26 protein-coding genes, 1 tRNA gene and 1 other RNA gene are annotated in these 24,097 nt (G+C 69.8%); 17 read left to right on the forward strand and 11 right to left on the reverse strand.

Annotated elements, in window-relative coordinates:
- Nucleotides 1-33 precede the first annotated feature (33 nt).
- From C438_RS17220 to tatA, 3 genes are all read left to right on the forward strand, one after another.
- Nucleotides 34-104, forward strand: a tRNA-Gly gene (locus tag C438_RS17220).
- Nucleotides 105-217: 113 nt separating this feature from the next.
- Complete coding sequence (locus C438_RS17225; protein ID WP_004970989.1) at nt 218-988, forward strand: SDR family oxidoreductase; 771 nt, start codon at nt 218-220, stop codon at nt 986-988.
- A 109-nt stretch (nt 989-1,097) separates the two neighbouring features.
- A complete protein-coding gene (tatA, locus tag C438_RS17230; RefSeq protein WP_004970990.1) occupies nt 1,098-1,364 on the forward strand; it encodes a twin-arginine translocase TatA/TatE family subunit in 267 nt (88 codons plus the stop codon).
- A 174-nt stretch (nt 1,365-1,538) separates the two neighbouring features.
- Here the strand turns inward: tatA and ffs are convergent.
- Nucleotides 1,539-1,850, reverse strand: an RNA gene (gene ffs, locus C438_RS19185) — signal recognition particle sRNA.
- 122 nt (nt 1,851-1,972) lie between these two features.
- Complete coding sequence (locus tag C438_RS17235; protein ID WP_004970991.1) at nt 1,973-2,386, reverse strand: DUF7548 family protein; 414 nt, start codon at nt 2,384-2,386, stop codon at nt 1,973-1,975.
- A 93-nt stretch (nt 2,387-2,479) separates the two neighbouring features.
- Here C438_RS17235 and C438_RS17240 point away from each other — a divergent pair, with 93 nt between their 5' ends.
- From C438_RS17240 to C438_RS17250, 3 genes are read left to right on the forward strand one after another with little or no spacing between them, the layout of a single operon-like run.
- On the forward strand, nt 2,480-3,631 hold the full coding sequence (locus C438_RS17240) for a thiolase family protein (RefSeq protein ID WP_004970992.1): 1,152 nt from the start codon (nt 2,480-2,482) through the stop codon (nt 3,629-3,631).
- Nucleotides 3,631-4,005: an OB-fold domain-containing protein gene (locus C438_RS17245; protein ID WP_049918202.1), complete on the forward strand. Its 375-nt coding sequence runs from the start codon at nt 3,631-3,633 to the stop codon at nt 4,003-4,005. The genes C438_RS17240 and C438_RS17245 overlap by 1 nt, the downstream gene beginning before the upstream one ends.
- 40 nt (nt 4,006-4,045) lie before the next feature.
- Nucleotides 4,046-4,513: a hypothetical protein gene (locus tag C438_RS17250; RefSeq protein WP_004970994.1), complete on the forward strand. Its 468-nt coding sequence runs from the start codon at nt 4,046-4,048 to the stop codon at nt 4,511-4,513.
- 30 nt (nt 4,514-4,543) lie between these two features.
- Here the strand turns inward: C438_RS17250 and C438_RS17255 are convergent, their stop codons facing one another.
- The 3 genes from C438_RS17255 to C438_RS17265 all read right to left on the reverse strand — a co-directional run bounded on the left by C438_RS17255 (nt 4,544) and on the right by C438_RS17265 (nt 7,350).
- Nucleotides 4,544-5,359, reverse strand: a complete 816-nt coding sequence (locus C438_RS17255; protein WP_004970995.1) for a DUF7547 family protein — start codon at nt 5,357-5,359, stop codon at nt 4,544-4,546.
- A gap of 74 nt (nt 5,360-5,433) precedes the next feature.
- Entirely contained in the window at nt 5,434-6,522 is a 1,089-nt protein-coding gene (locus C438_RS17260) for an NADH:flavin oxidoreductase/NADH oxidase (protein WP_004970996.1), read from the reverse strand.
- 63 nt (nt 6,523-6,585) lie between these two features.
- Nucleotides 6,586-7,350 carry a carbon-nitrogen hydrolase family protein gene (locus tag C438_RS17265; protein ID WP_004970997.1) on the reverse strand — a complete coding sequence of 255 codons (765 nt, stop codon included), beginning with the start codon at nt 7,348-7,350 and terminating at the stop codon, nt 6,586-6,588.
- A 120-nt stretch (nt 7,351-7,470) separates the two neighbouring features.
- Here C438_RS17265 and C438_RS17270 point away from each other — a divergent pair, with 120 nt between their 5' ends.
- Together C438_RS17270 and C438_RS17275 are read left to right on the forward strand one after the other, a co-directional pair.
- On the forward strand, nt 7,471-8,730 hold the full coding sequence (locus tag C438_RS17270) for a HEAT repeat domain-containing protein (protein ID WP_004970998.1): 1,260 nt from the start codon (nt 7,471-7,473) through the stop codon (nt 8,728-8,730).
- A gap of 122 nt (nt 8,731-8,852) precedes the next feature.
- The gene (locus C438_RS17275; protein WP_004970999.1) at nt 8,853-10,541 is read left to right on the forward strand and encodes a phospholipase D-like domain-containing protein; all 1,689 of its coding nucleotides are present in this window, start codon (nt 8,853-8,855) and stop codon (nt 10,539-10,541) included.
- A gap of 27 nt (nt 10,542-10,568) precedes the next feature.
- Here the strand turns inward: C438_RS17275 and C438_RS17280 are convergent, their stop codons facing one another.
- Nucleotides 10,569-12,470: a DHH family phosphoesterase gene (locus tag C438_RS17280; protein ID WP_004971000.1), complete on the reverse strand. Its 1,902-nt coding sequence runs from the start codon at nt 12,468-12,470 to the stop codon at nt 10,569-10,571.
- Between the two features lie 114 nt (nt 12,471-12,584).
- Nucleotides 12,585-13,439 carry a fructosamine kinase family protein gene (locus C438_RS17285; RefSeq protein ID WP_004971001.1) on the reverse strand — a complete coding sequence of 285 codons (855 nt, stop codon included), beginning with the start codon at nt 13,437-13,439 and terminating at the stop codon, nt 12,585-12,587.
- Between the two features lie 102 nt (nt 13,440-13,541).
- Here C438_RS17285 and C438_RS17290 point away from each other — a divergent pair, with 102 nt between their 5' ends.
- Together C438_RS17290 and C438_RS17295 are read left to right on the forward strand one after the other, a co-directional pair.
- Nucleotides 13,542-14,027, forward strand: coding sequence for a Mov34/MPN/PAD-1 family protein (locus C438_RS17290; RefSeq protein WP_004971002.1), 486 nt, complete (start codon nt 13,542-13,544; stop codon nt 14,025-14,027).
- Complete coding sequence (locus tag C438_RS17295; RefSeq protein ID WP_004971003.1) at nt 14,024-14,452, forward strand: adenylyltransferase/cytidyltransferase family protein; 429 nt, start codon at nt 14,024-14,026, stop codon at nt 14,450-14,452. Before C438_RS17290 ends, C438_RS17295 begins: the two co-directional genes overlap by 4 nt.
- 116 nt (nt 14,453-14,568) lie before the next feature.
- Here the strand turns inward: C438_RS17295 and coxB are convergent, their stop codons facing one another.
- Nucleotides 14,569-15,330: a cytochrome c oxidase subunit II gene (gene coxB, locus C438_RS17300; RefSeq protein ID WP_004971004.1), complete on the reverse strand. Its 762-nt coding sequence runs from the start codon at nt 15,328-15,330 to the stop codon at nt 14,569-14,571.
- Nucleotides 15,331-15,492: 162 nt separating this feature from the next.
- On the opposite strand from coxB, the gene cyoE reads away from it, so the two are divergent.
- From cyoE to C438_RS17320, 4 genes are all read left to right on the forward strand, one after another.
- Nucleotides 15,493-16,899, forward strand: a complete 1,407-nt coding sequence (cyoE, locus tag C438_RS17305) for a heme o synthase (protein WP_004971005.1) — start codon at nt 15,493-15,495, stop codon at nt 16,897-16,899.
- A gap of 27 nt (nt 16,900-16,926) precedes the next feature.
- On the forward strand, nt 16,927-17,583 hold the full coding sequence (locus C438_RS17310) for a DUF7546 family protein (protein WP_004971006.1): 657 nt from the start codon (nt 16,927-16,929) through the stop codon (nt 17,581-17,583).
- Nucleotides 17,584-17,655: 72 nt separating this feature from the next.
- Entirely contained in the window at nt 17,656-17,889 is a 234-nt protein-coding gene (locus tag C438_RS17315) for a SelT/SelW/SelH family protein (RefSeq protein WP_004971007.1), read from the forward strand.
- An 11-nt stretch (nt 17,890-17,900) separates the two neighbouring features.
- Nucleotides 17,901-18,305 carry a metal-dependent hydrolase gene (locus C438_RS17320; protein WP_004971008.1) on the forward strand — a complete coding sequence of 135 codons (405 nt, stop codon included), beginning with the start codon at nt 17,901-17,903 and terminating at the stop codon, nt 18,303-18,305.
- A gap of 109 nt (nt 18,306-18,414) precedes the next feature.
- Here C438_RS17320 and C438_RS17325 read toward each other — a convergent pair whose 3' ends face one another.
- On the reverse strand, nt 18,415-19,437 hold the full coding sequence (locus C438_RS17325) for an aldo/keto reductase (protein WP_004064072.1): 1,023 nt from the start codon (nt 19,435-19,437) through the stop codon (nt 18,415-18,417).
- Nucleotides 19,438-19,489: 52 nt separating this feature from the next.
- Nucleotides 19,490-19,711 carry a hypothetical protein gene (locus C438_RS17330; RefSeq protein ID WP_004971009.1) on the reverse strand — a complete coding sequence of 74 codons (222 nt, stop codon included), beginning with the start codon at nt 19,709-19,711 and terminating at the stop codon, nt 19,490-19,492.
- Nucleotides 19,712-19,790: 79 nt separating this feature from the next.
- On the opposite strand from C438_RS17330, the gene C438_RS17335 reads away from it, so the two are divergent.
- Nucleotides 19,791-20,789, forward strand: a complete 999-nt coding sequence (locus C438_RS17335) for a Gfo/Idh/MocA family protein (protein WP_004971010.1) — start codon at nt 19,791-19,793, stop codon at nt 20,787-20,789.
- A 30-nt stretch (nt 20,790-20,819) separates the two neighbouring features.
- On the opposite strand, the gene C438_RS17340 is transcribed toward C438_RS17335, so the two are convergent.
- Nucleotides 20,820-22,223 (reverse strand): PQQ-dependent sugar dehydrogenase, encoded by a 1,404-nt coding sequence (locus C438_RS17340; RefSeq protein ID WP_004971011.1) that lies wholly within the window; start codon nt 22,221-22,223, stop codon nt 20,820-20,822.
- Between the two features lie 141 nt (nt 22,224-22,364).
- On the opposite strand from C438_RS17340, the gene C438_RS17345 reads away from it, so the two are divergent.
- The gene (locus tag C438_RS17345) at nt 22,365-23,318 is read left to right on the forward strand and encodes an ABC transporter ATP-binding protein (protein ID WP_004971012.1); all 954 of its coding nucleotides are present in this window, start codon (nt 22,365-22,367) and stop codon (nt 23,316-23,318) included.
- Nucleotides 23,315-24,070, forward strand: coding sequence for an ABC transporter permease (locus C438_RS17350; RefSeq protein WP_004971013.1), 756 nt, complete (start codon nt 23,315-23,317; stop codon nt 24,068-24,070). Before C438_RS17345 ends, C438_RS17350 begins: the two co-directional genes overlap by 4 nt.
- The last annotated feature ends 27 nt before the right edge of the window (nt 24,071-24,097 follow it).

Below are 24,097 nucleotides of genomic sequence, written 5' to 3' on the forward strand. Positions count from 1 at the left end.
GGAGTCCGTCGATGCACGGTGCGAATGAAACGAGCACCGGTGGTCTAATGGTAAGACATTGGCCTTCCAAGCCAATTATCTGGGTTCGATTCCCAGCCGGTGCATCTTCTCCGAACCGCCGCCCGTCGAGCCTCGGCTCCGGTAGCTCTCACCCCGTCGGAATCGGCGGCTATCCTTAACTATCGTTCCCACTATATTCGTGTGTGGTGTGTTACACATGAGTCTGCTCGACGGCCGCGTCGCGGTCGTAACCGGCGGTAGCTCGGGAATCGGACGGGGAATCGCGCTGGCCTACGCCGAGGAGGGCGCTGACGTGGTGGTCTGCGACATCCGCGAAGAGCCGAAGGAGGGCGGCGCGCCGACCCACGAGCAAATCGAGGCCGACACCGACTCGTCGGCGACGTACGTCGAACTCGACGTGACCGACCCGACCGCGTTCGAGGCGGCGATGGACGCCGCCGAGGCGTTCGGCGGCGTGGACGTGATGGTGAACAACGCCGGCATCTGGCGGCCCGAGGAGTTCCTCGAAGTCACCGAAGCCGAGTTCCAACAGATGATGGACATCAACCTGAAGGGCGTGTACTTCGGTGCGCAGGCGGCCGCGGCGCGGATGGTCGAGTCCGGCGGAGGGAGCATCATCAACGTCTCCAGCGTCAACGGCATCTTCGGCAACGGCAACTACCCGTCGTACAGCGCGTCGAAAGGGGCCGTTCGGACGCTCTCGTACTCGCTCGCCCACGGCCTCGGCGGCGACGGCGTCCGGGTGAACGCGATTCACCCCGGCGCTATCAAGACGAAAATCGGTCCCGAGGGGGCCGAAGAGACAAGCGAGGAGCAGATGGCGCAGTTGACCGCGATGATTCCGCTCGGTCGGCAGGGCGAACCGGACGACGTGGCCGGCGTGGCGGTGTTCCTCGCCAGCGACCTCTCGAAGTACGTCACCGGCGAGTCCATCGTCGTCGACGGCGGCTGGACCAGTTGGCGGTGACGCGGGCGTGACGTCGTGGTGGTCCGAGCGAAACACGCGGACTGCGGCGGATTCGACGAACCACCGCGGACCGTCTGTCTTATCTTCCCCCCGAACGTAACCGAACGTAATGCTGGATTCCATTCCGCTGTTCCCCGGACTCCCGGGCGGCCCAGAACTGCTCATCGTCCTACTCATCGTCGTCCTCCTGTTCGGCGCGAACAAACTCCCCCAACTGGCCCGGTCGTCGGGGCAGGCGATGGGCGAGTTCCGCCGCGGCCGCGAGGAAATCGAAGAGGAACTGAAGAAGGGCGCAGAAGAGGGCGAGAGCGACGACGAGGAAGAAGACGAGACCGAGGCCGAGGCGACCGAGACGGAAGCCGAGAACAAACAGTAAACGCCTCTCCGGGGAAACAGACCCCTTATGTTATTTCACGCCCGGCGAGTGCCGACAGTCGGCGGTCGCTCGCTCGCGCTCGATGTCGGCGAGAACACGACCTCGGTGACTCGGAGCGTCGAGTCCGCGACCGAGAGACCGGTCGGTCGGCGAGTGACTGAATGAGGTATGAATGGGTGGACAGCGAGGTTGCCCGGCGTTCCGACGTGGGGAATCCCGGTTGCCTCCTCCACCCCGCGATCCCTCGAGCGACGCACGTCCGATGGTCCGCTGCTCGCTTCCGCGCCTGGCGGGGTACCACCGATGAACCGCGCGAACCCTTCCCTGCGGAAGGGGTACGCGGAGCCGCTGTCCCCGAAGGACGAGGTTTCTACGTTGGCTTCCGGGGCCCGCGCCGGTCTGACCGGACGCGCCCGTGTTCGGTCCCCGCTGAAGACCTATTTCGCGGGTAGAGAGCAGGGCCTAACTGCCCGACCTAGTCCACTCCCTCATTGTCCACCGACTGTTAAGGGCCTTTCGACTCGGAGGCGGGAAAATCGGGGGACACCGTCGGGGTGGTTCGACGCGGCGCGCCCGCGAGAAGTCGGTTTTCGTTCCGTCGGGTCGGCTTACAACACGCCGCGGGCGTACCACGCGCCGCCGACGAACGTGACGAACGCGGCGGCCACGACGGACCAGCGGTGGTAGGTGAGCCACGAGTACTGCTGGTCGAAGCTGAACAGGAGCGTCTGGTCGATGGAAAACGACCACAGCGCGGCGACGCCGAGCATCGAAAGCGAGAGCACGAAGGCGAGTCCGGCGGCCGTCGCCGGGTCGGTCCGCTCCTGTCTGCCCGAGAGGAAGACGACGGTTTCGAGGAGCGCGAGCATCCCGACAAAGGAGATGCCGACCGGGCCCGCGGCGTAGTAGGCGGCCACCTGTCCGTCCCCGGCCTCGACGGTGACGGCGGGAATCGCGATGGTGAGTGCGAGCAGCAGCGCGCCGGCGATTCCGACCGTCGGCGCGAGGCGTTCGGCGTCCATGGCCGGTCGTTCGGGCGACCGCCTGATAAACGGTTTGAGACGTGCCGGCGAGGGATTGCCCGGTTTTAAATCGCGGTGCGACGACGTGCGCGTATGGACCGCGTAGCGATTATCGGTGCATCGATGACCCAGTTCGGCCAGCGGGACGCGTGGATTCGCGAACTGCTCGCGGAGGCGGGGCAGGCCGCGCTCGCGGACGCCGACGTCTCGCCCGACGAAATCGAGCACCTCTACGTCTCGAACATGGCCAGCGGCGAGTTCGAGGGACAGACTGGCGTGCCGAACGCCCTCGCCCACGACCTCGCGGCGATGCCCGCCTACACCGCCCGAATCGACCAGACCTCCTCGTCCGGCGGCGCGGGCGTCTACGCCGCGTGGCAGTCCGTCGCCTCCGGCGCGTCCGACATGACGATGCTCGTCGGCGGCGAGAAGATGACCCACCGCTCGACCGCCGAGGCGACGGACGTCATCGCCTCGCTGACCCACCCGGTGGAGTACAAACACGGCGTGACGCTTCCCTCCTTCGCGGGGCTGACCGCCCGGCTCTATCTCGACACCTACGACGCCCCGCGGGAGTCGCTCGGAAAGGTCGCCGTCAAGAACCACAAAAACGGCGTGGACAACCCCCACGCCCAGTTCCGCAAGGAGGTCGACCTCGACACCGTCCTCGACTCGCCGGTCGTCGCCGACCCGCTTCGCCTCTACGACTTCTGTCCCATCACCGACGGCTCGGCGGCGCTCGTCTTCTGCCCCGAGTCGGTCGCCCGCGAGTACACCGACGACTACGCCGTCATCTCCGGCATCGGCGGCGCGACGGACACCCACGTCGTCCACGAGCGCGCCGACCCGACCACGATGGGCGGCGTCGTCAACTCCTCGGAAATCGCCTACGAGATGGCCGACCTCGAACCCGACGACATCGAGGTGGCCGAACTCCACGACATGTTCACCATCCTCGAGTTCCTCCAGTCGGAGGACCTCGGCTTCTTCGAGAAGGGCGAGGGCTGGAAGGCCGTCGACGAGGGCGTTACCGACCGCGACGGCGACCTCCCCATCAACACGTCCGGCGGCCTGAAGTCGAAGGGTCACCCCCTCGGGGCCTCGGGCGTCGCGCAGGTGTACGAGATTTACAAACAGCTCATCGGTGACGCAGGGAAGCGACAGGTCGACGCCGACGTGGGCCTCGCGTGCAACGTCGGCGGCTTCGGCAACTGCGTGACCACGACCATCATGGAGTCCCGATAATGTCCGACAATCCCCCAATGGAGGCGTACCGTTACCCCGACGGGAGCATCACCTACCCCGGCCACCCGGTCGGCCCCGGCGGCGAGGAGCCGGTCGGCACGGTCGACCTCAGCGACTACACGGCGACGGTGCTGACGTGGACGAAATCGACGGCGACGCCGCCGGGCGTCCGCCAGCCCAACACGCTCGCCATCGTCGAGTTCGACGTGGACGGCGAACCCGTCCGCGCCATCGGGCAGGTCACCGGCGAGGACGAAGTCGACATCGGCGACGAGGTCCGCCCGGTCTACTGCGAGGAACTCCGCGAACCCGGCGCGGGCATCCGCGAACCCGCGAGTCAGGAGTGGGACGGCTACCGCTTCGAACCGCTCTGAGCGGGCGAGTGTTGATATAACTACACCTTCTATCTCGCGTATGAACCGCGCCAGCGGCGTCTCCTTCGCGCGCGACGCGGCGGTCGCCACGGCGGTACTGGCCGCCCTGTACGCCCTCGGCTCCGGCGTTCAGTTCCAACCGCTCCAACTGCCGACCTATCTCCTCGTCGTCGGCTTCGACGCCCTCGAAGTCGCGTTCGGCTCCGCGGGCGCGGGCTACGACCTGCTTTTCGCCGCCTATCTCGTCGGCCTCGGCGTCGTCGCCGCGGGCGTGGCCCGAGTCGTCCGCGAGACCTCGAAGACGGCCGACCTCGCGTGGTGGCGACTCGGCGCGGCGGCGGCGCTGGCGCTCGTCGGCGTCATCTCGCTTCTGTTCGCACTGTTCGTCCTCGTCACCGGCGTGCAGTTCACGCCCGTCCTCGTGGCCGGCGGCGCGGGCGTCGCGCTCCTCGCGCTCTCGGCGTGGGTCGGCGACGTGGTCCGCGTGGCCGTGGGACCGGCGCGCTGAGTCGAACGCAGAACTCCGAGGGTGCCGCGCTCAGCGGTCGCTCGGTTCGTCGCCCGCGTCGGCGTCATCGCCGGGGGCGTCGCCGTCGTCGCCGCCTTTCACCTCGCGCTTAATCGACTCCAGCTCGGCGTCGACGTCGACGGTCGGCTCCTCGCTCTCGTCGTCCCCGCCGTCCGGGTCGGCTTCCTCGGTCACGTCGATGCGAACCGGCCCCGTTCCGACTGGCTCTGGGTCGCGGGAGACCCGGTTCCCGTCGCCGGACCGCCGAGCGTCGTCGCGCCGTTGCCACTCGGATTCGAACGTGCGGTCGTCCTCGCGCCAGCGGCGCTCGCGGGTGGTTCGCTCGCGCTCGGCCTCGGTGATTCGGGCGTCGAGTTCGTCGGCCAGCGAGCGGGCGCGGTCCATCACGTCCCGGGCCTCGGGGTTCGAGGGCAGGTCGGCCTCCGAGAGCGCGTTTCGGAGTTCGTCGAGGGCGCGGTCGACGCCGGAGACGGCGCTCTTCGGGACGTTTCGCATCCGGGACTCCGTCTCGCCTCGGGCGTCTTCCATCGCGCGGCCGGGGTCCGAAAGCCGCATGAGGCGGCGGAGCAGTTCGAGCGAGGCGATCGTCGCTTCGAGGACGGCGATGACCGTCGGGATGGTGTACGACTCGGTGAACCGCAGTACCTCGCCGAACGTCGGGGGACGCGGGGGCCGAAACCGGTCGTCGCCGGTGACGCGTCGGCCGCGGTCGCGGCCCCGGTTGCGGTCGCGCTCCTCCCGGAGTTCCGCGCCGAGTTCGTCGAGTGTGTCCCCGAGTTCGTCGAGTAAGTCGAGGATGTCGTCGTCGCGTCGTCGGTCGCTCATGGGCCACGGTTGGGCCGCCGCGGGGATAAGCGTTCGAGGGAGTGGAAAATCAGTGCGGTTCGGGAGTCGCTTCCTTACCGACGCGGGACGGCGCGCTGGTACTGCGGCGGCCACTCCGCGTCTGCGGCGAGTTCGTCCGCGGCGTGGAGCGCGAAGTACGGGTCGTACAGATGCTCGCGGCCGACGATGGCGAGGTCGGCCCGGCCGTTTCGAACGACCTCGTCGGCGTGGCGCGCGGTTCGGATACCGCCGACCGCGCCGACCATCGCGTCGGTCTCCTCGCGGATGACCTCCGCGAAGGGAATCTGATAGCCGGGGCCGGTGTTCGGAATCCGCTGGTCGGGGTGGATGCCGCCGGCGCTCACGTCGACGAGGTCGACGCCGAGGTCGTCGAGGTCGGCCGCGAGGCGGACCGACTGCTCGATGTCCCACGACTCGCGGTCGTCCAGCCAGTCGGTCGCCGAGATGCGGACGAAGACGGGCTTGTCGTCGGGCCAGACCTCGCGGACCGCTTCTGTGACCTCGCGGAGGAGCCGCGTGCGGTTCTCGAACGAGCCGCCGTACTCGTCGTCGCGGTGGTTCGTGACCGGCGAGAGGAACTCGTGGAGGAGGTAGCCGTGGGCCGCGTGAATCTCGGCGATTTCGAAGCCGGCGTCGAGAGCGCGCTCGGCCGCGGCGCGGAAGTCGTCGACGACGCCCGCGATGCCGTCGGTCGATAGCTTTCGGGTCGGCGGGGCCTCGCCCTCGTAGGGCCACGGCGCGTCGCTGGGTGCGACGGTGGTCCACCCGCCGTCGCCGGGCGCGACCGGCTCGCTTCCCTCCCACGGCCGGGACTTGCTCGCCTTCCGGCCCGCGTGGGCGAGTTGGATGGCCGGCGTGCTCCCCATCGACGAGACGAACGAGGTTATCTGGCTGAGCTTCTCGACGTGGTCGTCAGACCAGATGCCGAGGTCGTTCGGCGTGATGCGCCCCTCCGGGGAGACGGCCGTCGCCTCGGACATCACGATGCCCGCGCCGCCGACGGCGCGACTGCCGAGGTGGACGAGATGCCAGTCGTCGGCGAACCCGTCGGTCGAGGAGTACTGACACATCGGCGAGACCATGATTCGGTTTCGAACCTCGGTCTCGCGGAGCGAAAGCGGCGTGAAGAGCGTGTCCGTCATCGGCCTCGATTGGGCGGGGTCGGAAAAACCCCCCTCGGTTCCGGTGATGCAGTCCGGTTTCGGCTACTCGACCGAGCCGACGAACGCGCGCTGTTCGGCGAGCAGGTCGCGGTCGAGCGTCCAGACGAGGTCGCGCTCGCCGCGGTTCAGCGCCGCCGCGACGACGCCGTCGGGCCTGACGACGAGCGAACGACCCGCGTACTCCGTGCCCGCGGCCCCCGAAATCGACCCGCTTCCCGTCCGGTTCGCGCCGACGAGCCACCGGACTCCGTCGAGGGCGCGGGCGCGACAGAGCAGTCGCCAGTTCGTCGAGTGGGCGGCGGGCCACGCGCCGACGACGAACAGGGCGTCGACTCGCTCGTCGGTCAGCGCGGCGCTGTCGGCGACGAAGTTCAGGTCGTAGCAGGTGAGCAGTCCCGCCCGGCCCGCTGGCGTGTCCGCGACGACGAGTTCGTCGCCCGGCGTGACGACCTCGGACTCGCCGCCCCAGAGGTGTCGCTTGCGGTAGACGGTCGCCGAGCCGTCGGGCCGGACGTAGGCGGCCGCGTTGTAGAGCGTCTCGCCGTCGCGTTCGAGGTAGCCCGCGAGCACGTCGAGTTCGTTGTCGGCGGCGACGGACGCGAGGAAGTCGGTCGCGCGCGCCCGTGGTACCGCGCCGCTGAAGGCGCGGTTGTCGGCGACGAACCCCGTGAGCGCGTACTCGGAGAACAGCGCGATATCGACCGACTCGGGGAGGTCGGCGGCGCGGGCGCGCACGTCCGCCTCGTTTCGCGCCGGGTCGAGGTCGAACGCGGCGCGCTGTGGCACGGCGATGGTTGGACCGGTCACGCTCGGTGGAACGGGCGGGTCGAGAAAAAGTGACCCGGATGGAATCGACGGTCGGTCCCCGGTCCGGAGACGCGGAGCGAAGGGAAACGCTCTTTTTACAGTCGAACGGACTTCCGGCATATGAGTGACGGGGACGACGATACGACAGAACTCTCGCCCGAGAGCTTCGACGAGCGCCTGACCGAGGCCGAGGAGGCTCTCGACGCGGCCGAGACCGAAGCCGACCTCGACGAGGTCGAGGCCACGCTCGACGACATCGAGGCCGACGTGGAGGCCGCGGACCTGCCCGAACCGGACGACGAAGACGAAGAGGACCCCGCCGAGGAGCTCGAATCGCGCCTGTCCGACCTGCGCGACGACCTCGAATCCCAGCGCGGCCCCTACGCCGAAGACGCCGTCGAGACGCTCGAAGAAGCCAAATCCACGATTACGGACACCCGGTGGACCGAGCAGGGCGAAGGCGAAATCGTCGCCGCGGTCGAGACGTTCGCCGACGAGTTCAACGGCGTGCTCGACGCGGGCGTCTCGGTCGACGGCGACGACGAGGACGCGCTCACCGCCGCTGTCGACGACGCCGTCTCGGCCATCGAAGCGGCCGCCCTCGACGCCGACGAGGACGCGGAAACCATCGCGGACCTCATCGAAGTCGCCGACGGGCTCGCGGACGGCCTCGACGACGCCCAGGAGTGGGACGACCTCGAAACCCGCGAGAAGCTCCAAGTGCAGGGCTTCTACGACGTGCTCGGCCACTACAAGGACTACCCGCCGGAGCTGTCGGCGCTGAAGGAACACGAAAAGCGCGGCAACGTCGAGATGATCGCGCTCGCCTTCGAGAGCTTCCAGTCCGACTTCATGCAGGAGTACTGCATCGAGGCGTTCACGCGGATGAACGACGACAGCGCCTACGAGACCATCGAGGGGCAGGCCAAGCGCCGCGACAAGGGCGTCATCAAGGCCATCGGGAAGATGGCCGCCGAGGAGGGCGTCGAGATGCTCGTCGACTACGTCGACACCGACAGCGACCCCGCGCTCCAGAAGGTCGTGTTCAAGGCGCTCGGCGAAATCGGCTCCGAGGAGGCGACCCAGCCCATCGCGAACAAGCTCGTCACCGAGAACGACAACGTCCGCTCGGCCGCCGCGCGCGCGCTCGGCCTCATCGGCGACACCCGCGCCGTCGAACCGCTCTCGGACGCCGTCGCCGACGACGACGTGGACTCCGTCCGCGCCAGCGCCGCGTGGGCGCTCCGGCAAATCGGCACGCAAGACGCGCTCGAAGCGGCCGCCGGCTACACCGACGACCGCTCGTTCCTCGTCCAGCGCGAGGCCGAACTCGCCGCCGAGTTCCTCGGCGACGACGTCGAGGCCGAAGCGACCGTCTGAGACGCGACCGACGCGGCACCCCGACGGTTCTGCGGTCCCCTTTAGTTCCATTTCTCTCGCAGTCACCCCACTGAGCCCCCGGTCGCGAACGTTTTTGTAGGCGAACGCGACCACCGCGGGGTGTGTCCCGCCGGCCTCTCACCGCCGCGTTCGCCGCCTCGCTCGTCGTCCTGCTCGCGGCCGCGGCCGTCGTCCCCGCGCCGATAGCGGCCGCGCCGGGAACGGAGCACGCGACCGACTCGGCCACTCCCACCACCGCCACCACCGCCACCGCCGCCACCGCCGACCTGCCGGCATCGGGCGACCCGCGAATCGTCTCCGCGCTCCCCGATCCGGCGACGCCCGACGACCGCGGCGAGTTCGTCGCCGTCGCCGCGCCCGCGGGAACCGAACTCTCGCTGTCCGACGGCGAAGACACCGTCTCGTTCGTCGCGCCCGGCGGCACGGTCGCCGTCGCCACCGACCCGGCCGCGGCGTCGAACCTGACCGACCGCCCCGTCGTCGCGTCCGGTCTCGACCTCGCGAACGGCGGCGAGACGGTCACGCTCCGCGTCGTCGATGCCGACGGCGAGGGCGGAAACGGCGTCGTCGCCGACCGCCTCAGCTACGAGCGAAGCCGCGAGGGCGCGCTCCTCGAACGGCGGGACGGCGCGTGGTCCTGGTGGCCGCGGGCGCTCCCCCGGCGGAACGTCACGACCCACGGCCCCGCGAACGCGACGCTGTTCGTCCTCCCCGACTCGCCGGACCGCCCGATAGCGACGCTCCGAACGGCCGACGAGCGGATTCTGCTCGCGGGCTACGTCGTCTCCTCCGCGCGCGTCGCGGACGAACTCGTCGCCGCCCGAGAGCGCGGCGTCGCCGTCTCGGTACTGGTCGAAGACAGCCCGGTCGGCGGCTTCCCGCGACGGTCCGCGCGCGTTCTCGACCGCCTCGCCGACGCCGGCGTCTCGGTCCGCGTCGTCGGCGACCCCCACTCGTTTCACCACCCGAAGTACGCCGTCGTCGACGACGCGGCGCTCGTCATGACCGAAAACTGGAAGCCCGCCGGGACGGGCGGGCGAAAGAGCCGCGGCTGGGGCGTCGTCGCGCGCTCGCCGACCGTCGCGGCCGACCTCGCGGCCACGTTCGAAGACGACGCGAGCCTCCCCGAGACCGCGCCGTGGGAGACGTACCGGGTCGGCCGGTCGTTCGTCCGCACCGAGTCGGCGACCGGCTCGTACCCCTCTCGCGTCGCCCCCGAGTCGGTGCGGGTCGACCGCGTCGCCGTCATCCGCGCGCCCGACAACGCCGAGTCGGCGGTCGTCTCCCGACTCGACGCCGCCGAGGGGCGAATCGACGTGCTACAGCCGACCGTCGAGGCCGACGGCCCGTTCGTCCGCGCGCTCAAGCGCGCCGCCGGCCGCGGCGTCCGCGTCCGGCTCCTCCTCGGGAGCGCGTGGTACGACGAAGAAGAAAACCGCGCGCTCGCCGAGCGACTGAACGAGTGGGCCGACAGAACCGGCAGTCCGCTCTCGGTTCGACTCGCGCACCCCGGCGGGCGGTACGGCGCGATTCACGCGAAGGGCGTCGTCGCCGACGATACCGCGCTCGTCGGGAGCCTCAACTGGAACCGACACTCGGCCCGGGAGAACCGCGAACTCGTGCTCGCGCTGTCGGACCCGACCGCCGCGGCGTACTTCCGCGAGGCGTTCGCGGCGGACTGGCGGGCCAGCGGGCGCGGGGCGGAGCCGAGGACGGGACTCGTCGCCGCGGCCGCCCTCGCGGTGGTCGTCGGACTCGCGGCGCTCAGGCGACTGGAGTTCGAAGAATGAAGCTCAGTGGAAGCCGCGACTGCGACCTTACGCCGTCGTCGACAGCTCTTCGTCGATGTCGGCTTCGGCCATCTTCTCGACGAGGCTGTCGATGACCTCCTGGCGCATTCCGCTGACGAACTTGATGGAGCCGACGACGAGGTGGCCGCCGCCGGAGACGCCGCCGCCGACGACCTCCTCGTTCAGTTCGGCGACCATCCGCGGGATGTCGAGGCGGACGCCGTCAGAGCGGAGGACGGCGAAGTCGGGACCGTAGCCGATGGTGATGACCGGCTCGCCCGTCTCCTGGACCTTGCGGTCGTGGAGCTTGCCCGTGGTCTTGCCCGGCGCGGGGTAGGTAAAGCGGTGGGCCCACTTGTCGAGGTCGATGCGGTAGAGGTTGGCCCCGCTGTCGAGGCGCTCGTGTTCGAGGTGCGGCTCGGCGGCTTCGAGCTGGCGCTCGACGTCGCGCTCGGCGCGCGTCGAGAGGAACTCGACGAGTTCGCGGTGGCGCTCCTCGTCGTCACAGCCGACGTTGAGCACGTCGTTGACGATGGACGCGCCGTCGTTGTAGCGAAGCCAGTGGGCGGCGTAGTCGAGCGCCTCGCCCACGTCGAGGAGCTGTTCGCGGTCGTAGCCCTCGTCTTCGGCGAGCGCGATGTAGTTGTCCATGACCTCCGCCTTCGAGCGGTCAGACAGCCCGGCGACGGCGGGGACGTGACGCAGTTCGTCGGTCACGTCGGGGTGAATCATCCGCGCGAGTTCGACGCACATCATGCCGGTCGTGATGCGGTAGTCCTCGCCGTGGAGGTACGGGTTGACGTGCGCGTCGAGGAGGTGGTTGACCGCCTCGGGGTCGGGGTGGTGGTGGTCGACGACCGCGATGGGCACGTCGTAGTGCGCGAGGTTCTCGTAGGCGGGCACGTCCTCCTCGGTCGACCCGTTGTCGAGCATGAGCAGGAAGGGAAGCCGCTGGCCGTGGCGGGCGCGCCCTTCGAGCGCGAAGTTCAGGTCGCGGGTCACGTCCTCCATCTCGTAGAACGGGGCCTTGCTCGGCAGGCGCTTGAACAGGTGTCGCGGCGCGTCGGGGTCGTCGTGGACCTCCGTGATGAGCCGTTCGAGCGCCAGTTGGACCGGGACGGACGCGCACATGCCGTCGCCGTCGGCGTGGTGGCGGACGCGAATCGGGCGGCCTTCGAGGACCGTCCGGCGGAGCAGGCGCGCCACGTCTTCGAGGTCGCCGCGGAGCTTCTCGAACGCCGACCACTCAACGAGCGGTTCGACCGGCTCCGGCTCGGCGCGCTCGTCGAGCGCGGCGTCGATGCGCTGGCGGGCGTCGGCCGCGGCCTCGTCGTCGAGGACGGTGAGGCCGTCGACTTCGAGCTGACGGGTGCCCTCGTGGTCTTCGACGGTGCCGGCCATGCGGACCACGTCGTCGAGGTCGACTTCGGGGAACGCGCGGACGCCGGCCTCTTCGAAGGCGGCGGCGGCGACGATACCGGAGTCGTCGGCGATGCGGAAGACGGTCGGGCCGCCGGTCTGTTTGATCTGCGTGACGACGCCCTCGACGGTGACCGACTCGCCGACCGAGAGACTGGAGATAGGCGTGATGGTCGGCTCGTGGTCGACGGTCAGGGTGCGGTAGTCGTCGGGCGTGTCCTCGGCGAACGCGATGTCGCCGTTCTCGCGGACGGATTCGAGGCGGACGACCAGTCGGTCGCCGACCTCGTAGTCGGCCGAGAGGTTGGACTCGTGGATGAGTCCGGAGACAGAGTCGGAGATGTCCACGAAGATGCCGTACTCCACGACGCCGTTGACGACGGCGTGGTAGTACGCGTCGGTCTCGACGTCGTCAGCGGTACAGTTCGGTGCGAGATCATAGACGATAGGTCGCGCGTCCGAATTCGGACCCGAGTCGTCGCCGGAATCCCCGGCGTGCTCGTCGCTCATAGTCCCGCTAGGTCAGGGGGTAGTGTTAAGCTTTACAAAAGCATCTCGCGTGCGCGGCGGGTTCTCACGATTCGATTCGACTCGGTTCGGCCCGAGACTCGCGTTCGCGGGCGGTCAGTAGCCGAGTTCGTCCAGCGCGTCTTCGACCGACGGGACGTAGTCGGCCCCGAAGACGCGGACGTGTTCGAGGAGCGGGAACAGCGCGTAGACGGGCGAGCGGTCCTCGAAGAAGCCGTCGGCGATGGGTCGGCGCTCGTCGTAGGCGTCGAAGAAGGCGTCGCCCGCGGCGTCGAACCAGTCGATGTAGGCCAGTTCGACCTCGGGGTGGCCGTAGTAACACGCCGGGTCGAGGAAGGCGACGACGCGGTCGTCGCGGACGCGGAGGTTCGCGCCCCACACGTCGCCGTGGACGAGCCGCGGGGCCGCCGGTTCGACGAGGAGCGCGTCGAGGTCGGCGGCGACCGACTCGATTCGCTCGGCTGTCGCGGCGGGGAGTCCGGCGTCGAGCGCCGCCTCGGCCCACGGCAGGAGGCGCTGGTCGCGGAAGAACGCCACCCACGAGTCGGTCCACGGGTTCGGCTGGCGGTACGGTCCCGAGAGCGTGTCGTAGGGGAAACCGAACGCCGGCGCGGTCGTCTCGTGGAGCGCGGCGAGGTGGGCGGCGAGGTCGCGCTCGGCGGCGGGGGTCAACTCTGACGCGCCCTCGACGTAGTCGAGGACGAGCAGGTCGGCGTCGGCATGGTGGACCGCGGGGACCGGAAGGCCGGCCGCGGCGAGCGAGTCGAGCATCGCCGCCTCCACGTCGAGCGGCGTGTCGCCCACCTTTGCGACGACGGGGTCGCGCCCGTCGAAATCGAGGCGGTAGACGCGGCCAACGTGTCCGCCGTCGAGTTCGGTCGTCGCGGTCGGCGGCGCGTCGGCGTCGAGCGCGTCGGTCACGCGGGCGGCGAGGTCGGAATCGAGCGTCACACCCGAGGTCGGGCGAGCGCAGACCTCAGTATGGCGGTTCCGTTCCGGCGACCGACTCGGCGTTCCGGAACCCTTAGATGGAGCGCCCGCGGACGGTTCGGTATGCGACTCTTCCGGTCGCGGGAGGTCGTCGGCATCGCCGCCGACGCCCTCGACTTCGCGCTCGAAGCCTCTGCGGAGACGCATCCGAACGAGTACATGGGACTCCTCCGCGGCGAGGAGGCCCGACGGGTCGGCGTCGACCGCGACGGCTACGTCGTGACGGACGTGCTCATCATCCCGGGGACCGTCTCGGACCCCTTCAGCGCGACCGTCAGAAACGACCTCGTGCCGAACGACTTCCGCGCCGTCGGGTCGATTCACTCGCACCCCAACGGCGTCCTCCGCCCGAGCGACGCCGACCTCGACACGTTCGGGAGCGGCCGGGTCCACATCATCATCGGCTCGCCGTACGGCCCCGACGACTGGGAGGCGTTCGACCAGTCGGGCGAGGTCCGCACCCTCGACGTGCTCGACGTCGACCTCCCCGACCCCGAATCGTTCTTCGACTTCACGCAGGACGACATCGACGCGGAGTTGGACCGATGAGGCGGGTCATCGCGCAGGGAACCTTCGACATCCTCCACCCGGGTCACGTCCACTACCTCTCGGACGCCGCGTCGCTCGGCGACGAACTCCACGTCATCATCGCTCGCGGCGAGAACGTGACGCACAAACCGAAACCGATTCTCGACGACCGCCAGCGCCGCGACATGGTCGCCGCGCTCGACGTGGTCGACGAGGCGCATCTCGGCCACGCCGAGGACATCTTCGTCCCCATCGAGAACATCGACCCCGACGTCATCGTCCTCGGCTACGACCAACACCACGACGAGGAGGGAATCAAAGCCGCGCTCGACGCCCGCGGCATCGACTGCGAGGTCACGCGCGCGACGCCGCGCGAGCAACGCCACGACGACGAACTGCTCTCGACGGGCCGCATCATCGACCGCATCGTCGAGCGGCGCTGTTGAGTGCTCGCCGCGGAAGACGACCCGAACTGCGAACTGCCGACTGATTTTCCGGCGACCGACCGCGACGACCGCGAGCGTCGTCACTCGGCGGCGAGGGTCGAAAGAGAAGGGATGCGTTACTGCGTGGAGTTCGTCGCGGTGGCGTTCGAGGACGAAGACGACGATTCGCTGTTGGCCGACTGTTGCTCGTCGAGCCAGTTCTGGTACTCGTCCTGCGAGACGACTTCGACGGTGAAGTACATCTGGGAGTGCGCGACGCCGCAGTACTCGGTACAGTAGCCCTGGTAGGTGCCTTCCTCGTAGGCGACGGTCTTGATGGTGTTCGTCGAACCCGGCATCGCGTCCTGCTTGAGCGCGAGTTCGGGGACGTGGAATCCATGTATCACGTCCGCTGAGGTGATTTGGAAGTAGACGGGGCGGTCCGCGGGGATGACGATCTCGTTGCCCGACGAGAAGTTACCCTCCTCGGGGTAGTACATGTTCCAGCCCCACTGGTAGGCCTCGGCCGTGACGACGACCGGGTCGTCGTCCATGGCGATATCGTTGCCCTGGTGCGTGACGTTCTCGTTGGCCAGCACGCCGTAGGAGGCGACGCCGACGAAAAGCAGGATAATCGCTGTCGCGATGGTCCACGTGATTTCGAGCCGGCGATTCTCCTTGGTCGGCAGTGCGCGCTCGCTGTTGCGGAACTTGATGACGGTGTAGAGGAGGATGACCTCCACCAGCACGGTGATCGGGATGGCGACGTACAGTAGCTCCCCGTTCAGCTGGTTGATGAGTTCCGACGTGGCAGACGCCTGCGCGGCGGCGGGGGTGGCAACGAGTGCCATCACGGCCGTCGCGAGCAGGGACGCGAGCGCGAAACGCGTCTTTCTCATGCTGAGCGAGAGTTAGGAACAACCGCATAAATGCGTACCGACTCTCGGCCCGCCGTTTATCAACCCCACCCCGCCATATCGCGGGAAGCGACGCCCGAACGCGAGGCGGAAAAGCGCGGGTCCTAAATACGGGACGGTCCAACACGTCCGTAGGTGAATTTCGTGGCCACGAATCGCGGTTCGAACACGTTCCACGGCCTGCTCGCGGCGACCGCGATGGGCGTCTATCTCCTGCTCATCGTCGGCGCGACGACCGCGCTCACGGACGCGACCGCCGCGTGTAGCGCGTGGCCCGCGTGCGGCGACGGCTTTTCGCTCCCCGCGACGCTCGACGGCTGGGTCGCCCTCGGCCACCGCGTCGCGGCCGTCCTCGTCGGCCTCCTCACGGTCGCAACGCTCGTCTCGGCGTGGCGGACCGACACGTCTCGCCGCGTGAGAGCGACCGTCACCGCGTCGGCGCTTCTGTTCCCCGCACAGGCCGGTCTCGGCGCTGTCGTCGCGACCGTCGGCGTCGGCCCCGCGCTCTCGACGCTCCACTTGGTCCTCGGGATGGTCATCTTCGGCGGGTTCGTCGCCGCCCTCGCGTGGACCCTCGAAGCGGCCACCGGCGACCCCGACGACGCGCCGGTCGGCACCCCGTCGATGAGCCCCCCGGCCGACGGCGGCGAGCGACCGCCCGTCCCGACCGAGCCGGTCGCCCGCGCGAAGGCGACGGCCAACGCGTACTTCCGGCTGATGAAGCCGCGGCTGATGTGGCTCCTCTGTCTCGTCGCGTCGGCGGCGATGGCGCTCGCCGGCACCGTCTCGCCCGGCCTCACGCCCGAGGTCATCGCGGCGACCCTCGGCGGCGGCGTCCTCTCTATCGGCGCGTCCGGCACGTTCAACCACGTCCTCGAACGCGACGTTGACCGCCGGATGCAACGGACCAGCGACCGACCGCTCGCGGTCGACCTCGTCCCCGTCCGCAACGCGGTCGCGTTCGGCCTGCTCCTGACGGTTGCGTCGGTGGCGCTTTTCGCGTCGGTCAACTGGCTCGCGGCCGTCCTCGGCGTCGTCGCCATCGCCTTCTACAGCGTCGTCTACACGCTCATCCTGAAGCCCAACACGGTCCAGAACACCGTCATCGGCGGCGCGGCCGGCGCGCTCCCGGCGCTCATCGGCTGGGTCGCCGTCACCGGCGACGTCGGCCTCGGCGGTATCGTCCTCGCCGTGGTCATCTTCATGTGGACGCCCGCGCACTTCTACAACCTCGCGCTGGCCTACAAGGACGACTACGCCCGCGGCGGCTTCCCGATGATGCCCGTCGTCCGCGGCGAGACCGAGACGCGAAAGCACATCCTCTGGTGGCTCGGCGCGACGCTCGTCTCGGCGGCCGGCCTCGCCGTCATGGACGCCCTCGGGGTCGTCTACCTCGTGACGAGCATCCTCTTCGGCGGCGCGTTCCTCTACTTCGTCGTGCGCCTGCACTACGAGCGCGACGACACCGCCGCCTTCCGGGCGTTCCACGCCTCGAACGCCTACCTCGGGATGTTGCTCCTCGCCATCGTCGTCGACACGCTGGCCATCTGAGAACCGACTACGTCACCACCCAAACACATGGCAACCGCATCCGCACTTCCCCGCCCCTCGCGGGCCAGTCTGCTCCGCGCCGCCGTCGCCGTGAACACGACGCTGATTCTGGCGTTCGTCTACCTGCTTTTCACCGAGGCGAGCGTCGGCGCGCCGCGCTACGCCGTCTACGGCGTCGCGTGGGTCATCGTCGGCCTCTGGGTCATGTTCGACACCGACGTCGCCCCCGCCTCGCCCGCGACGAAGCGCAAGGCGGCCGCCGTCGCCGTCGGCTACTTCGCGCTCCTCGCGGTCGCCGGCGGCCTCGTCACCTCGCCCGTGCCCGGCGGGACGAGCGGCGTCCGCGTCGCCTTCCTCCCGCCGGGATGGGGGCCGGCGCTCGTCTACGGCGGCGACCTGTTCAACCTCGTCCTCATGCCGGCGCGCGTGGTCGGCTACGCGGCGCTCACGTTCCTCGTCTACGACACGGTCGTCGAGGCGGCGGGCGCGGCCGTCTCCGGCGTCGTCGGCCTCTTTTCCTGTGTCTCGTGTTCGTGGCCCGTCCTCGCGTCGGTCGCCACGAGCGTCTTCGGCGGCGGAACCGCGGTCGCGGCGACCGTGACGACGCTCTCGTACGACCTCTCGACGCTGGTCTTCCTCGTCACCGTGGTCCTCCTCCGGTGGCGGCCCGGCTTCGGGAAGTAGGTGGGTTCGCTCTCGCGGACGCGCTCGCCGCCCGCCCTCTCGTTTTTACCCGCGCGCCGTGAACGTCCGGCCATGACCGAGGTCGAAATCGAATACTGCGTCCCCTGCGGCTTCCTCGACCGCGCCGAACAGCTCCAGCACGCGCTCCTCGAACAGTTCGGCGAGCGACTCGACCGCGTGGCGCTCGTCACTGGCGACCACGGCGTCCTCACCGTCACCGTCGACGGCGAGCGCGTCTGGGACAAGTCGGAAGACGAGTTCGACCCGGACCTCGTGCTCCGGCGGGTCCGCCCGCACGTCGGCTGACCGGGCGACCCGTGAAATCACTCGAACACGCCGCCGTCGGCGCGGTCGCCGGGGCGGCCGCCGCGCTCGCCGTGGACCCGCCGGGGAGCCTGCCGCTTCTCGTCGCCGGCGCGGTGTTCGCGAGCGTCTTCATCGACCTCGACCACTTCGTCATCGCCCGCGTCCAGCGCGGCGACTGGGCGAACCTGCGGCTCGCGGTGACGAACCCGCGGGTCGGCCTCCTCGACCAAGAGCGGGTGTTCGAGGAGTTCGACACCGAGTTCGACCGCAAGCGCCTCCTGAGCCACCACCTCGTCGGCGGCGTCGCGGTCGGCGCGCTCGCGCTCTCGGGACTCGGGTCGCTCGCGGCGTTCCTCGCGGTCGTGCTCTACGTCCACGTCGTCTGCGACTTCCTGCGAGACCTCGGCATCGCGTGAAAAAAGCCGGAGTCTGAATCGTCCGGGTCGTCCGGGCCGTCCGGGCCGTCCGGGTCGTCCGTCGCGCCCGTCGCGCCTGTCGCCGGGTACCCGCGTCGCCCGCGGTCGCTCAGTGGCCCCAGCGTCGGCCGTCTTCGTCGTAGCGGGCGTTCGTGATGCGTTCCCACTGGTCGGTCGAGATGTCCACGTCGGCCGCGCCGACGTTCTCGTCGAGCTGGTCGGTCGTCCGCGCGCCGACGATTGGGACGACCGTCGCCTCGGGGTAGTCCATCAGCCAGCGGAGCGCGACCTGCGCGGGGCTGGCGTCGACCTCGTCGGCGACGGCGCGAATCTCGTCGAGCACCTTCCAGCCGCGCTCGGAGACGTAGAACCGGTCGAAGCGCTCGTCGAACGAGCCGCGCGCGCCGTCGGGCGCGACGTACTCGGTCGGGTCGTCGGGGTCGGCGCGCTCGTACTTGCCCGTGAGGAAGCCGCCCGCGAGCGGCGAGTACGGACAGACCGCGATGTCCTGGTCGCCGCAGACGTCGAGGTAGTCTTTCACGTCCTCGTAGTAGCCGGCGTGGAACAGCGGCTGGGTCACGTCGAAGCGGGCGTAGTCGTTGACGTCGGACTTCCACAGCGCCTTCGTGAGTTGCCACGACGCCATCGTGGACGCGCCGAGGTAGTTGACCTTCCCCTCCTCGACGAGGCCGTTGAGCGTCTGGAGCGTCTCCTCGATGGGCGTCTCCTCGTCCCAGCGGTGGATGTAGTAGAGGTCGAGATAGTCGGTGTCGAGGCGGTCGAGCGTCCCCTCGATCTGGTTGCGGATGTGCGTCCGCGAGAGGCCGCGCCCGTTGGGGTTGTCCTCGTCGAACGGGAAGTACACCTTCGAGGCGAGCACGTAGTCCTCGCGGTCGCGCTCGGCCAGCCAGTTACCGATGTACTCCTCGGACGTGCCGTTCGGGTTGCCGTAGACGTTGGCGGTGTCGATGAAGTTCCCACCGCGCTCCTCGAACGCGTCGAGGAGTTCGTGCGCTTCCTCCTCGTCGGTCTCCAGGACGCCGCTGCTCTTTCGACCGAATCGCCACGTGCCGAAGCACAGTTCCGAGACGCGGGTGCCGGTCGACCCGAGTCGTCGATAGTCGAGGCTCATGGTCGATGCCACGTCGGCCGGCGACTAAAGCGTGTGAGTAGCGGCGAGGTGTTCAGCGTTGTTCGCCGGCGTCGGGCGGTTCGGCGGGAGTCGCGTCCGCCGCGAACAGGTCGCGCGCGACCGGCGCGCCGCCGAGCGCGAGCGCGAGGAGGAGCACCGCGAACCCGACGGTGACGAACCCCTGCGACGGATTCTCGGCGAGGGCAGTAACGTGGAGCGCCCCACCGACCAACGCGAGCACGACGGCGAACCGCTGGAGGACTGCGTCGTCCATGCCCGACCCACACGCGCTCCCCGGGAATCCCTTGCGACTCGCCCGCACGCTTTTGCGGCTTCCGCGCGACTGGTACGGCATGTTCAGAGTCGCAGGTATCGGACTCGGAAGCCTCGGCGTGCTGGAGTGCCGCCTCCTCAACGAACTGGAGGGCGTGCGCGTCGTCGCCGGCGTCGACCCCGCAGACGAGGTTCGCGAGAAGTTCGGCGACGAGTTCGACGTGCCGACCTACGAGACGACCGAGGAACTGCTGGACGCCGAGTTCCTCGACGCGGTGACCATCGCCTCGCCGCACACGAAGCACTTCGACCAGGCGCTCGCCGCGCTCGACGCCGACCTCCACGTCCACCTCGAAAAGCCGATGGTGACGGACCTCGGCGGGGCGCGGGCGCTCATCGACCGCGCCGACGAGCGCGGCCTCACGCTCGCGGTCGGCTACCAGCGCCACTTCGACCCGCGGTTCCACGAACTCCGGCGCGTCGTCGACAGCGGCCGCATCGGCGACCCGCACATGGTGGTCTGCCACCTCGAACAGGAGTGGATTCGCTGGACGAAAGACGAGTGGCGCGGCGACCCGTCGCTGTCGGGCGGCGGCCAACTGTACGACTCGGGGTCGCACCTCCTCGACGCGATGCTCTGGGTGACGCGCTCGAAACCGGTGACGGTCGCCGCGGCGGTCGACCACCGCGGCCACGACGTGGACGTGAACGCGGCGCTCGCGGTCGTCCTCGACCGCGACGGCGACCGCCTCACCGCGAGCGTCGGCGTCTCCGGCGACGGACAGAGCGTCCCGGACCCCGGCGAGTCGCTCCGCGTCATCGGCACCGAGGGCATGGTCGCCTTCGACGGCGACACCATCGAGGTGACGGAGGGCGGGACGACCTACACCGCCACGCCGCCGACGCCCGGCTTCGAGGAGTTGACCCGGAAGAAGCTCCGGAACTTCGTGGACGCCGCCCGCGACGAGGCCGACCTCGCCATCCCGGCCGAGGACGCCCTGCGCGTGACCGCGCTGACCGAGGCGGCCTACGAGTCGGCGACGACGGGCAGGCGAGTCAACGTCGACGGCGACGCCTGACGCCCCGGCTTCGGAGGCGCGGGACGACGCTCACGCGCCGGTCAGCCGGTTCAGCGCGCCCGACGACCCGGTGACAATCGGGCGGTCGCTGGTGCAGACGTACAGTTCGCCGTCGGGTGCGCGGCCGAACGCGAGGACGTTCGTCCCGCCGTCGTCGCGGTCCGCCACGGGAAGCTCCGCGATGTCCCACGGCCGCGACTCGCTCGGGCGGGCGGCGAACAGTCTGCCCTCGGACTGCCAGTCGGCGAAGACGTACGCGCCCGAGAGACCCGGAATCGACTCGCCGCGGTAGACGTGGCCGCCGATGACGGCCACCCCGGACGGGCCGTCGCCGCTGTGGGGGTACTCCAGCACCGGGTCGATGAGCGGCGCGCCGTCGGGCGTCTCGGTCGGGCAGTCGCCCGCGCGGAAGCAGTGTGCGCCCTCGCGGACGTTCCAGCCGTAGTTGCCGCCGCGCTCCAAGAGGTTCACCTCCTCCCACGCGCCCTGCCCCACGTCGGCGACGTAGCAGTCCTCGCCGTCGAACGAGAGCCGCCACGGGTTTCTGAGCCCCCACGCGTACTGCTCGTCGCGGCCGTCGGTTCCGACGAGCGGGTTGTCCTCGGGGATTCCGTAGGGCCGGTCGTCGTCGCCGGAAACCCCGCCGGTCGCGTCAACGTCGATTCGGAGGACGCTCCCGAGGAGGTTCTCGGTCACGTCCTGTCCGTTGCCGCCCGGAACGGCGTCGTACCAGTCGTCGACGTGGCCGCGCCCCTCGTCGTTCGCGCCGCCGCCGTCGCCCGTGGCGACGTAGAGGTAGCCGTCCGGCCCGAACGCGACGGCTCCCGCGTTGTGGTTCGGCTGGGGCTCGGGGAGTTCGAGCAGTGTCCGCTCGGAGTCGGCCGAGACGGTCGTCGCCTCGGGGTCGACCGTCAGTTCGCTCAGGACGAACGTGTGGCTGTAGTTCGAGGGCGTCCCCGACCGACGAGGCGCGCTGTATCGGAGGTAGAGCCGCCCGTTGTCGGCGAACTCGGGGTGGAAGGCGACGCCGAGGAAGCCGCGCTCGTCGTAGCCGTTGAGGTCGACGACGCGGTCGGTGATGTCGAGATAGGGCTCGCTCTGTAGTCCCGCGTCGTCGTGGAGCCACATCCTGCCGGGCTGGTCCACGACGAACCGTCGACTCCCGCCGAACGCTTCGGGGACGGCCACGTCGACCGGCGAGGCGAACCCGGTCGCCAGCGTCTCGTAGGCGACTTCGAGGCCCGCGAGCGAGCCGCCGGGGCCGTCGCCCCCGGCGTCCGCGGTCGCGGTCGAGCCGTCGGTCCCGTCGGTCGTCGCGTCGCGGTCGGTCGTTCCGCCAGCGCCGCCGTCGGTCGGGGCGCTCGCACAGCCCGCGAAGCCGCCCAAGAGGGTCGCGCCGGTCGCGGCGAGGAAGTCGCGTCGGGAACCGTTCATGTCAACGTAGAGCGGCGCGAGTGGAGTAAGGCTTGCTACGGTCGGGGCGGCTGGCCCTCTCCGCGAGTCCGCCACTCTCGCGACTCGAACCGAGCGGCGATTCCGAATCCCTTACCACCCGATAGTGACGACGGGTACGACATGGACGAGGTACTCGCCGCCGACGGCCTCAGGAAGTCCTACGGCGACGTGGAGGCGCTCTCGGGCGTCTCCCTGTCGGTCGCCGAGGGGGAGGTCTTCGGCCTCATCGGTCCGAACGGCGCGGGGAAGACGACGCTGGTTCGCGCCCTCACGGGCACGACCGCGGTTGACTCGGGGTCGGCGGCCATCCTCGGGCGCGACCCGACCGAGGTGGACCGCCAGCGCCTCGGCGTCCTCCCGCAGGAGTTCCGCCCCGCGGGCCGGCTCACCGCCCGCGAACTCGTGGCCTACTACGCCGGACTCTACGACGACGCCCGCGACCCCGACGCGGTGCTCGACGAAGTCGGTCTCGCCGACGCCGCAGACACGTGGTACGAGAACCTCTCGGGCGGCCAACAGCGCCGCGCCTGCATCGCCTTGACGCTCGTCAACGACCCCGACGTGCTGTTCTTGGACGAGCCGACGACCGGCATCGACCCCGCGGGTCGGCGGTCGCTGTGGGGGCTCGTCGAGGGCCTCGCCGCCGGCGGGACGACGGTGTTTCTCACCAGCCACTCGATGGAGGAGATAGAACGCCTCGCCGACCGCGTGGGCCTGCTCAACGCGGGCGAACTCGTCACGGTCGGCCGACCGGACGACCTCGTTACCGAGTACGGCGGCGAGAGTCGTCTCGTCGTCCGGACCGACGGCGACGCCGACGCCGACGCGGCCCTCGAATCGGTGTCGCTCCCGGCCGCGCTCGACGCGACGGTGTCGGGCGACGACATCACCGTCCACGGCGTCGGCCCGCGCGACATCGGCGACGTGGTCGCCGCCTTCGACGACGCGGGCGTCGTCTACGAGTCGCTCGTGTGGAAACAGCCCGGTCTCGAAGAGGTCTACCTCTCTTTGACCGGCGAGCAGTTCGAGGCCGCCCGCCCCGCCGCGGCCGCCGCGGTCGGAGGTGACAGATGAGCCTCGCCGCCCGCGTCCGCTCGGAGTTCGTCGCCTCGTGGCACTCGTTCCTCCGGCGGCGGACGGCGGTCTTCTTCACGTTCTTCTTCCCCGCCATCATCGTCGTCATCTTCGGGGCGCTCGTGCAGACCCAGCCGACCGGCGGCGGCCTGTTCGCCGAGCCGAAGGAGTACTACATCGCCGGCTATCTCGCGGTCGTCGTGCTGTTCACCCCGCTGTCTCGCGTCGGGAGCACCATCGCCCGCCACCGCGAGGGGAGCCGCTTCGAGAAGCTGGCGACGACGCCGCTGTCGCGCGCCGAGTGGCTCCTCGCGCACTCGCTCGTCAACGTCGTCGTCATCGGCCTCGCGGCGCTGTTGCTCCTCGCGCTGTCGGCGCTCGTGACGGGCGCGTCGATTCCGCTGACGCCCGCGACGCTCGCCATCGTCCCCTTCGTCGCGCTCGGCGTGACGCTCTTTTGCGGCCTCGGGGCCGTCATCGGGAGCGTCGCCGACTCGCAGGACGGCGTCATCGCCGCGAGCAACGCCATCGCGCTCCCCCTGCTGTTCCTCTCTGAGACGTTCGTGACGCCCGACCTGCTCCCGGCGTGGTTCGTCCCGGCGCTGAACCTCTCGCCGCTCACGTACTTCGCTCGGGGCGTCCGGGCGCTCACTTACAGCGGCGGCGACTGGGTCACGAATCTCGCGGTGCTCGCGGCGCTCGCGGTCGCCTTCTTCGCGGCGGGGACGGTGGCGATTCCGCGGACCGACTGAGAGAGCGCACACCGCCCCCCGCGGCGT

This window comes from Haloferax denitrificans ATCC 35960, assembly GCF_000337795.1.
Taxonomy (GTDB): Archaea; Halobacteriota; Halobacteria; order Halobacteriales; family Haloferacaceae; genus Haloferax; species Haloferax denitrificans.

Coding starts and splice junctions, on each gene's coding strand:
- C438_RS17335 (WP_004971010.1), top strand. CDS start 19,791: ATGTTCAGAGTCGCAGGTATCGGACTCGGAAGCCTCGGCGTGCTGGAG.
- C438_RS17330 (WP_004971009.1), bottom strand. CDS start 19,711: ATGGACGACGCAGTCCTCCAGCGGTTCGCCGTCGTGCTCGCGTTGGTC.
- C438_RS17290 (WP_004971002.1), top strand. CDS start 13,542: ATGCGACTCTTCCGGTCGCGGGAGGTCGTCGGCATCGCCGCCGACGCC.
- tatA (WP_004970990.1), top strand. CDS start 1,098: ATGCTGGATTCCATTCCGCTGTTCCCCGGACTCCCGGGCGGCCCAGAA.
- C438_RS17315 (WP_004971007.1), top strand. CDS start 17,656: ATGACCGAGGTCGAAATCGAATACTGCGTCCCCTGCGGCTTCCTCGAC.
- C438_RS17270 (WP_004970998.1), top strand. CDS start 7,471: ATGAGTGACGGGGACGACGATACGACAGAACTCTCGCCCGAGAGCTTC.
- coxB (WP_004971004.1), bottom strand. CDS start 15,330: ATGAGAAAGACGCGTTTCGCGCTCGCGTCCCTGCTCGCGACGGCCGTG.
- C438_RS17295 (WP_004971003.1), top strand. CDS start 14,024: ATGAGGCGGGTCATCGCGCAGGGAACCTTCGACATCCTCCACCCGGGT.
- C438_RS17245 (WP_049918202.1), top strand. CDS start 3,631: ATGTCCGACAATCCCCCAATGGAGGCGTACCGTTACCCCGACGGGAGC.
- C438_RS17280 (WP_004971000.1), bottom strand. CDS start 12,470: ATGAGCGACGAGCACGCCGGGGATTCCGGCGACGACTCGGGTCCGAAT.
- C438_RS17325 (WP_004064072.1), bottom strand. CDS start 19,437: ATGAGCCTCGACTATCGACGACTCGGGTCGACCGGCACCCGCGTCTCG.
- C438_RS17340 (WP_004971011.1), bottom strand. CDS start 22,223: ATGAACGGTTCCCGACGCGACTTCCTCGCCGCGACCGGCGCGACCCTC.
- C438_RS17260 (WP_004970996.1), bottom strand. CDS start 6,522: ATGACGGACACGCTCTTCACGCCGCTTTCGCTCCGCGAGACCGAGGTT.
- C438_RS17240 (WP_004970992.1), top strand. CDS start 2,480: ATGGACCGCGTAGCGATTATCGGTGCATCGATGACCCAGTTCGGCCAG.
- C438_RS17350 (WP_004971013.1), top strand. CDS start 23,315: ATGAGCCTCGCCGCCCGCGTCCGCTCGGAGTTCGTCGCCTCGTGGCAC.
- C438_RS17345 (WP_004971012.1), top strand. CDS start 22,365: ATGGACGAGGTACTCGCCGCCGACGGCCTCAGGAAGTCCTACGGCGAC.
- C438_RS17255 (WP_004970995.1), bottom strand. CDS start 5,359: ATGAGCGACCGACGACGCGACGACGACATCCTCGACTTACTCGACGAA.
- C438_RS17250 (WP_004970994.1), top strand. CDS start 4,046: ATGAACCGCGCCAGCGGCGTCTCCTTCGCGCGCGACGCGGCGGTCGCC.
- C438_RS17310 (WP_004971006.1), top strand. CDS start 16,927: ATGGCAACCGCATCCGCACTTCCCCGCCCCTCGCGGGCCAGTCTGCTC.
- C438_RS17225 (WP_004970989.1), top strand. CDS start 218: ATGAGTCTGCTCGACGGCCGCGTCGCGGTCGTAACCGGCGGTAGCTCG.
- C438_RS17235 (WP_004970991.1), bottom strand. CDS start 2,386: ATGGACGCCGAACGCCTCGCGCCGACGGTCGGAATCGCCGGCGCGCTG.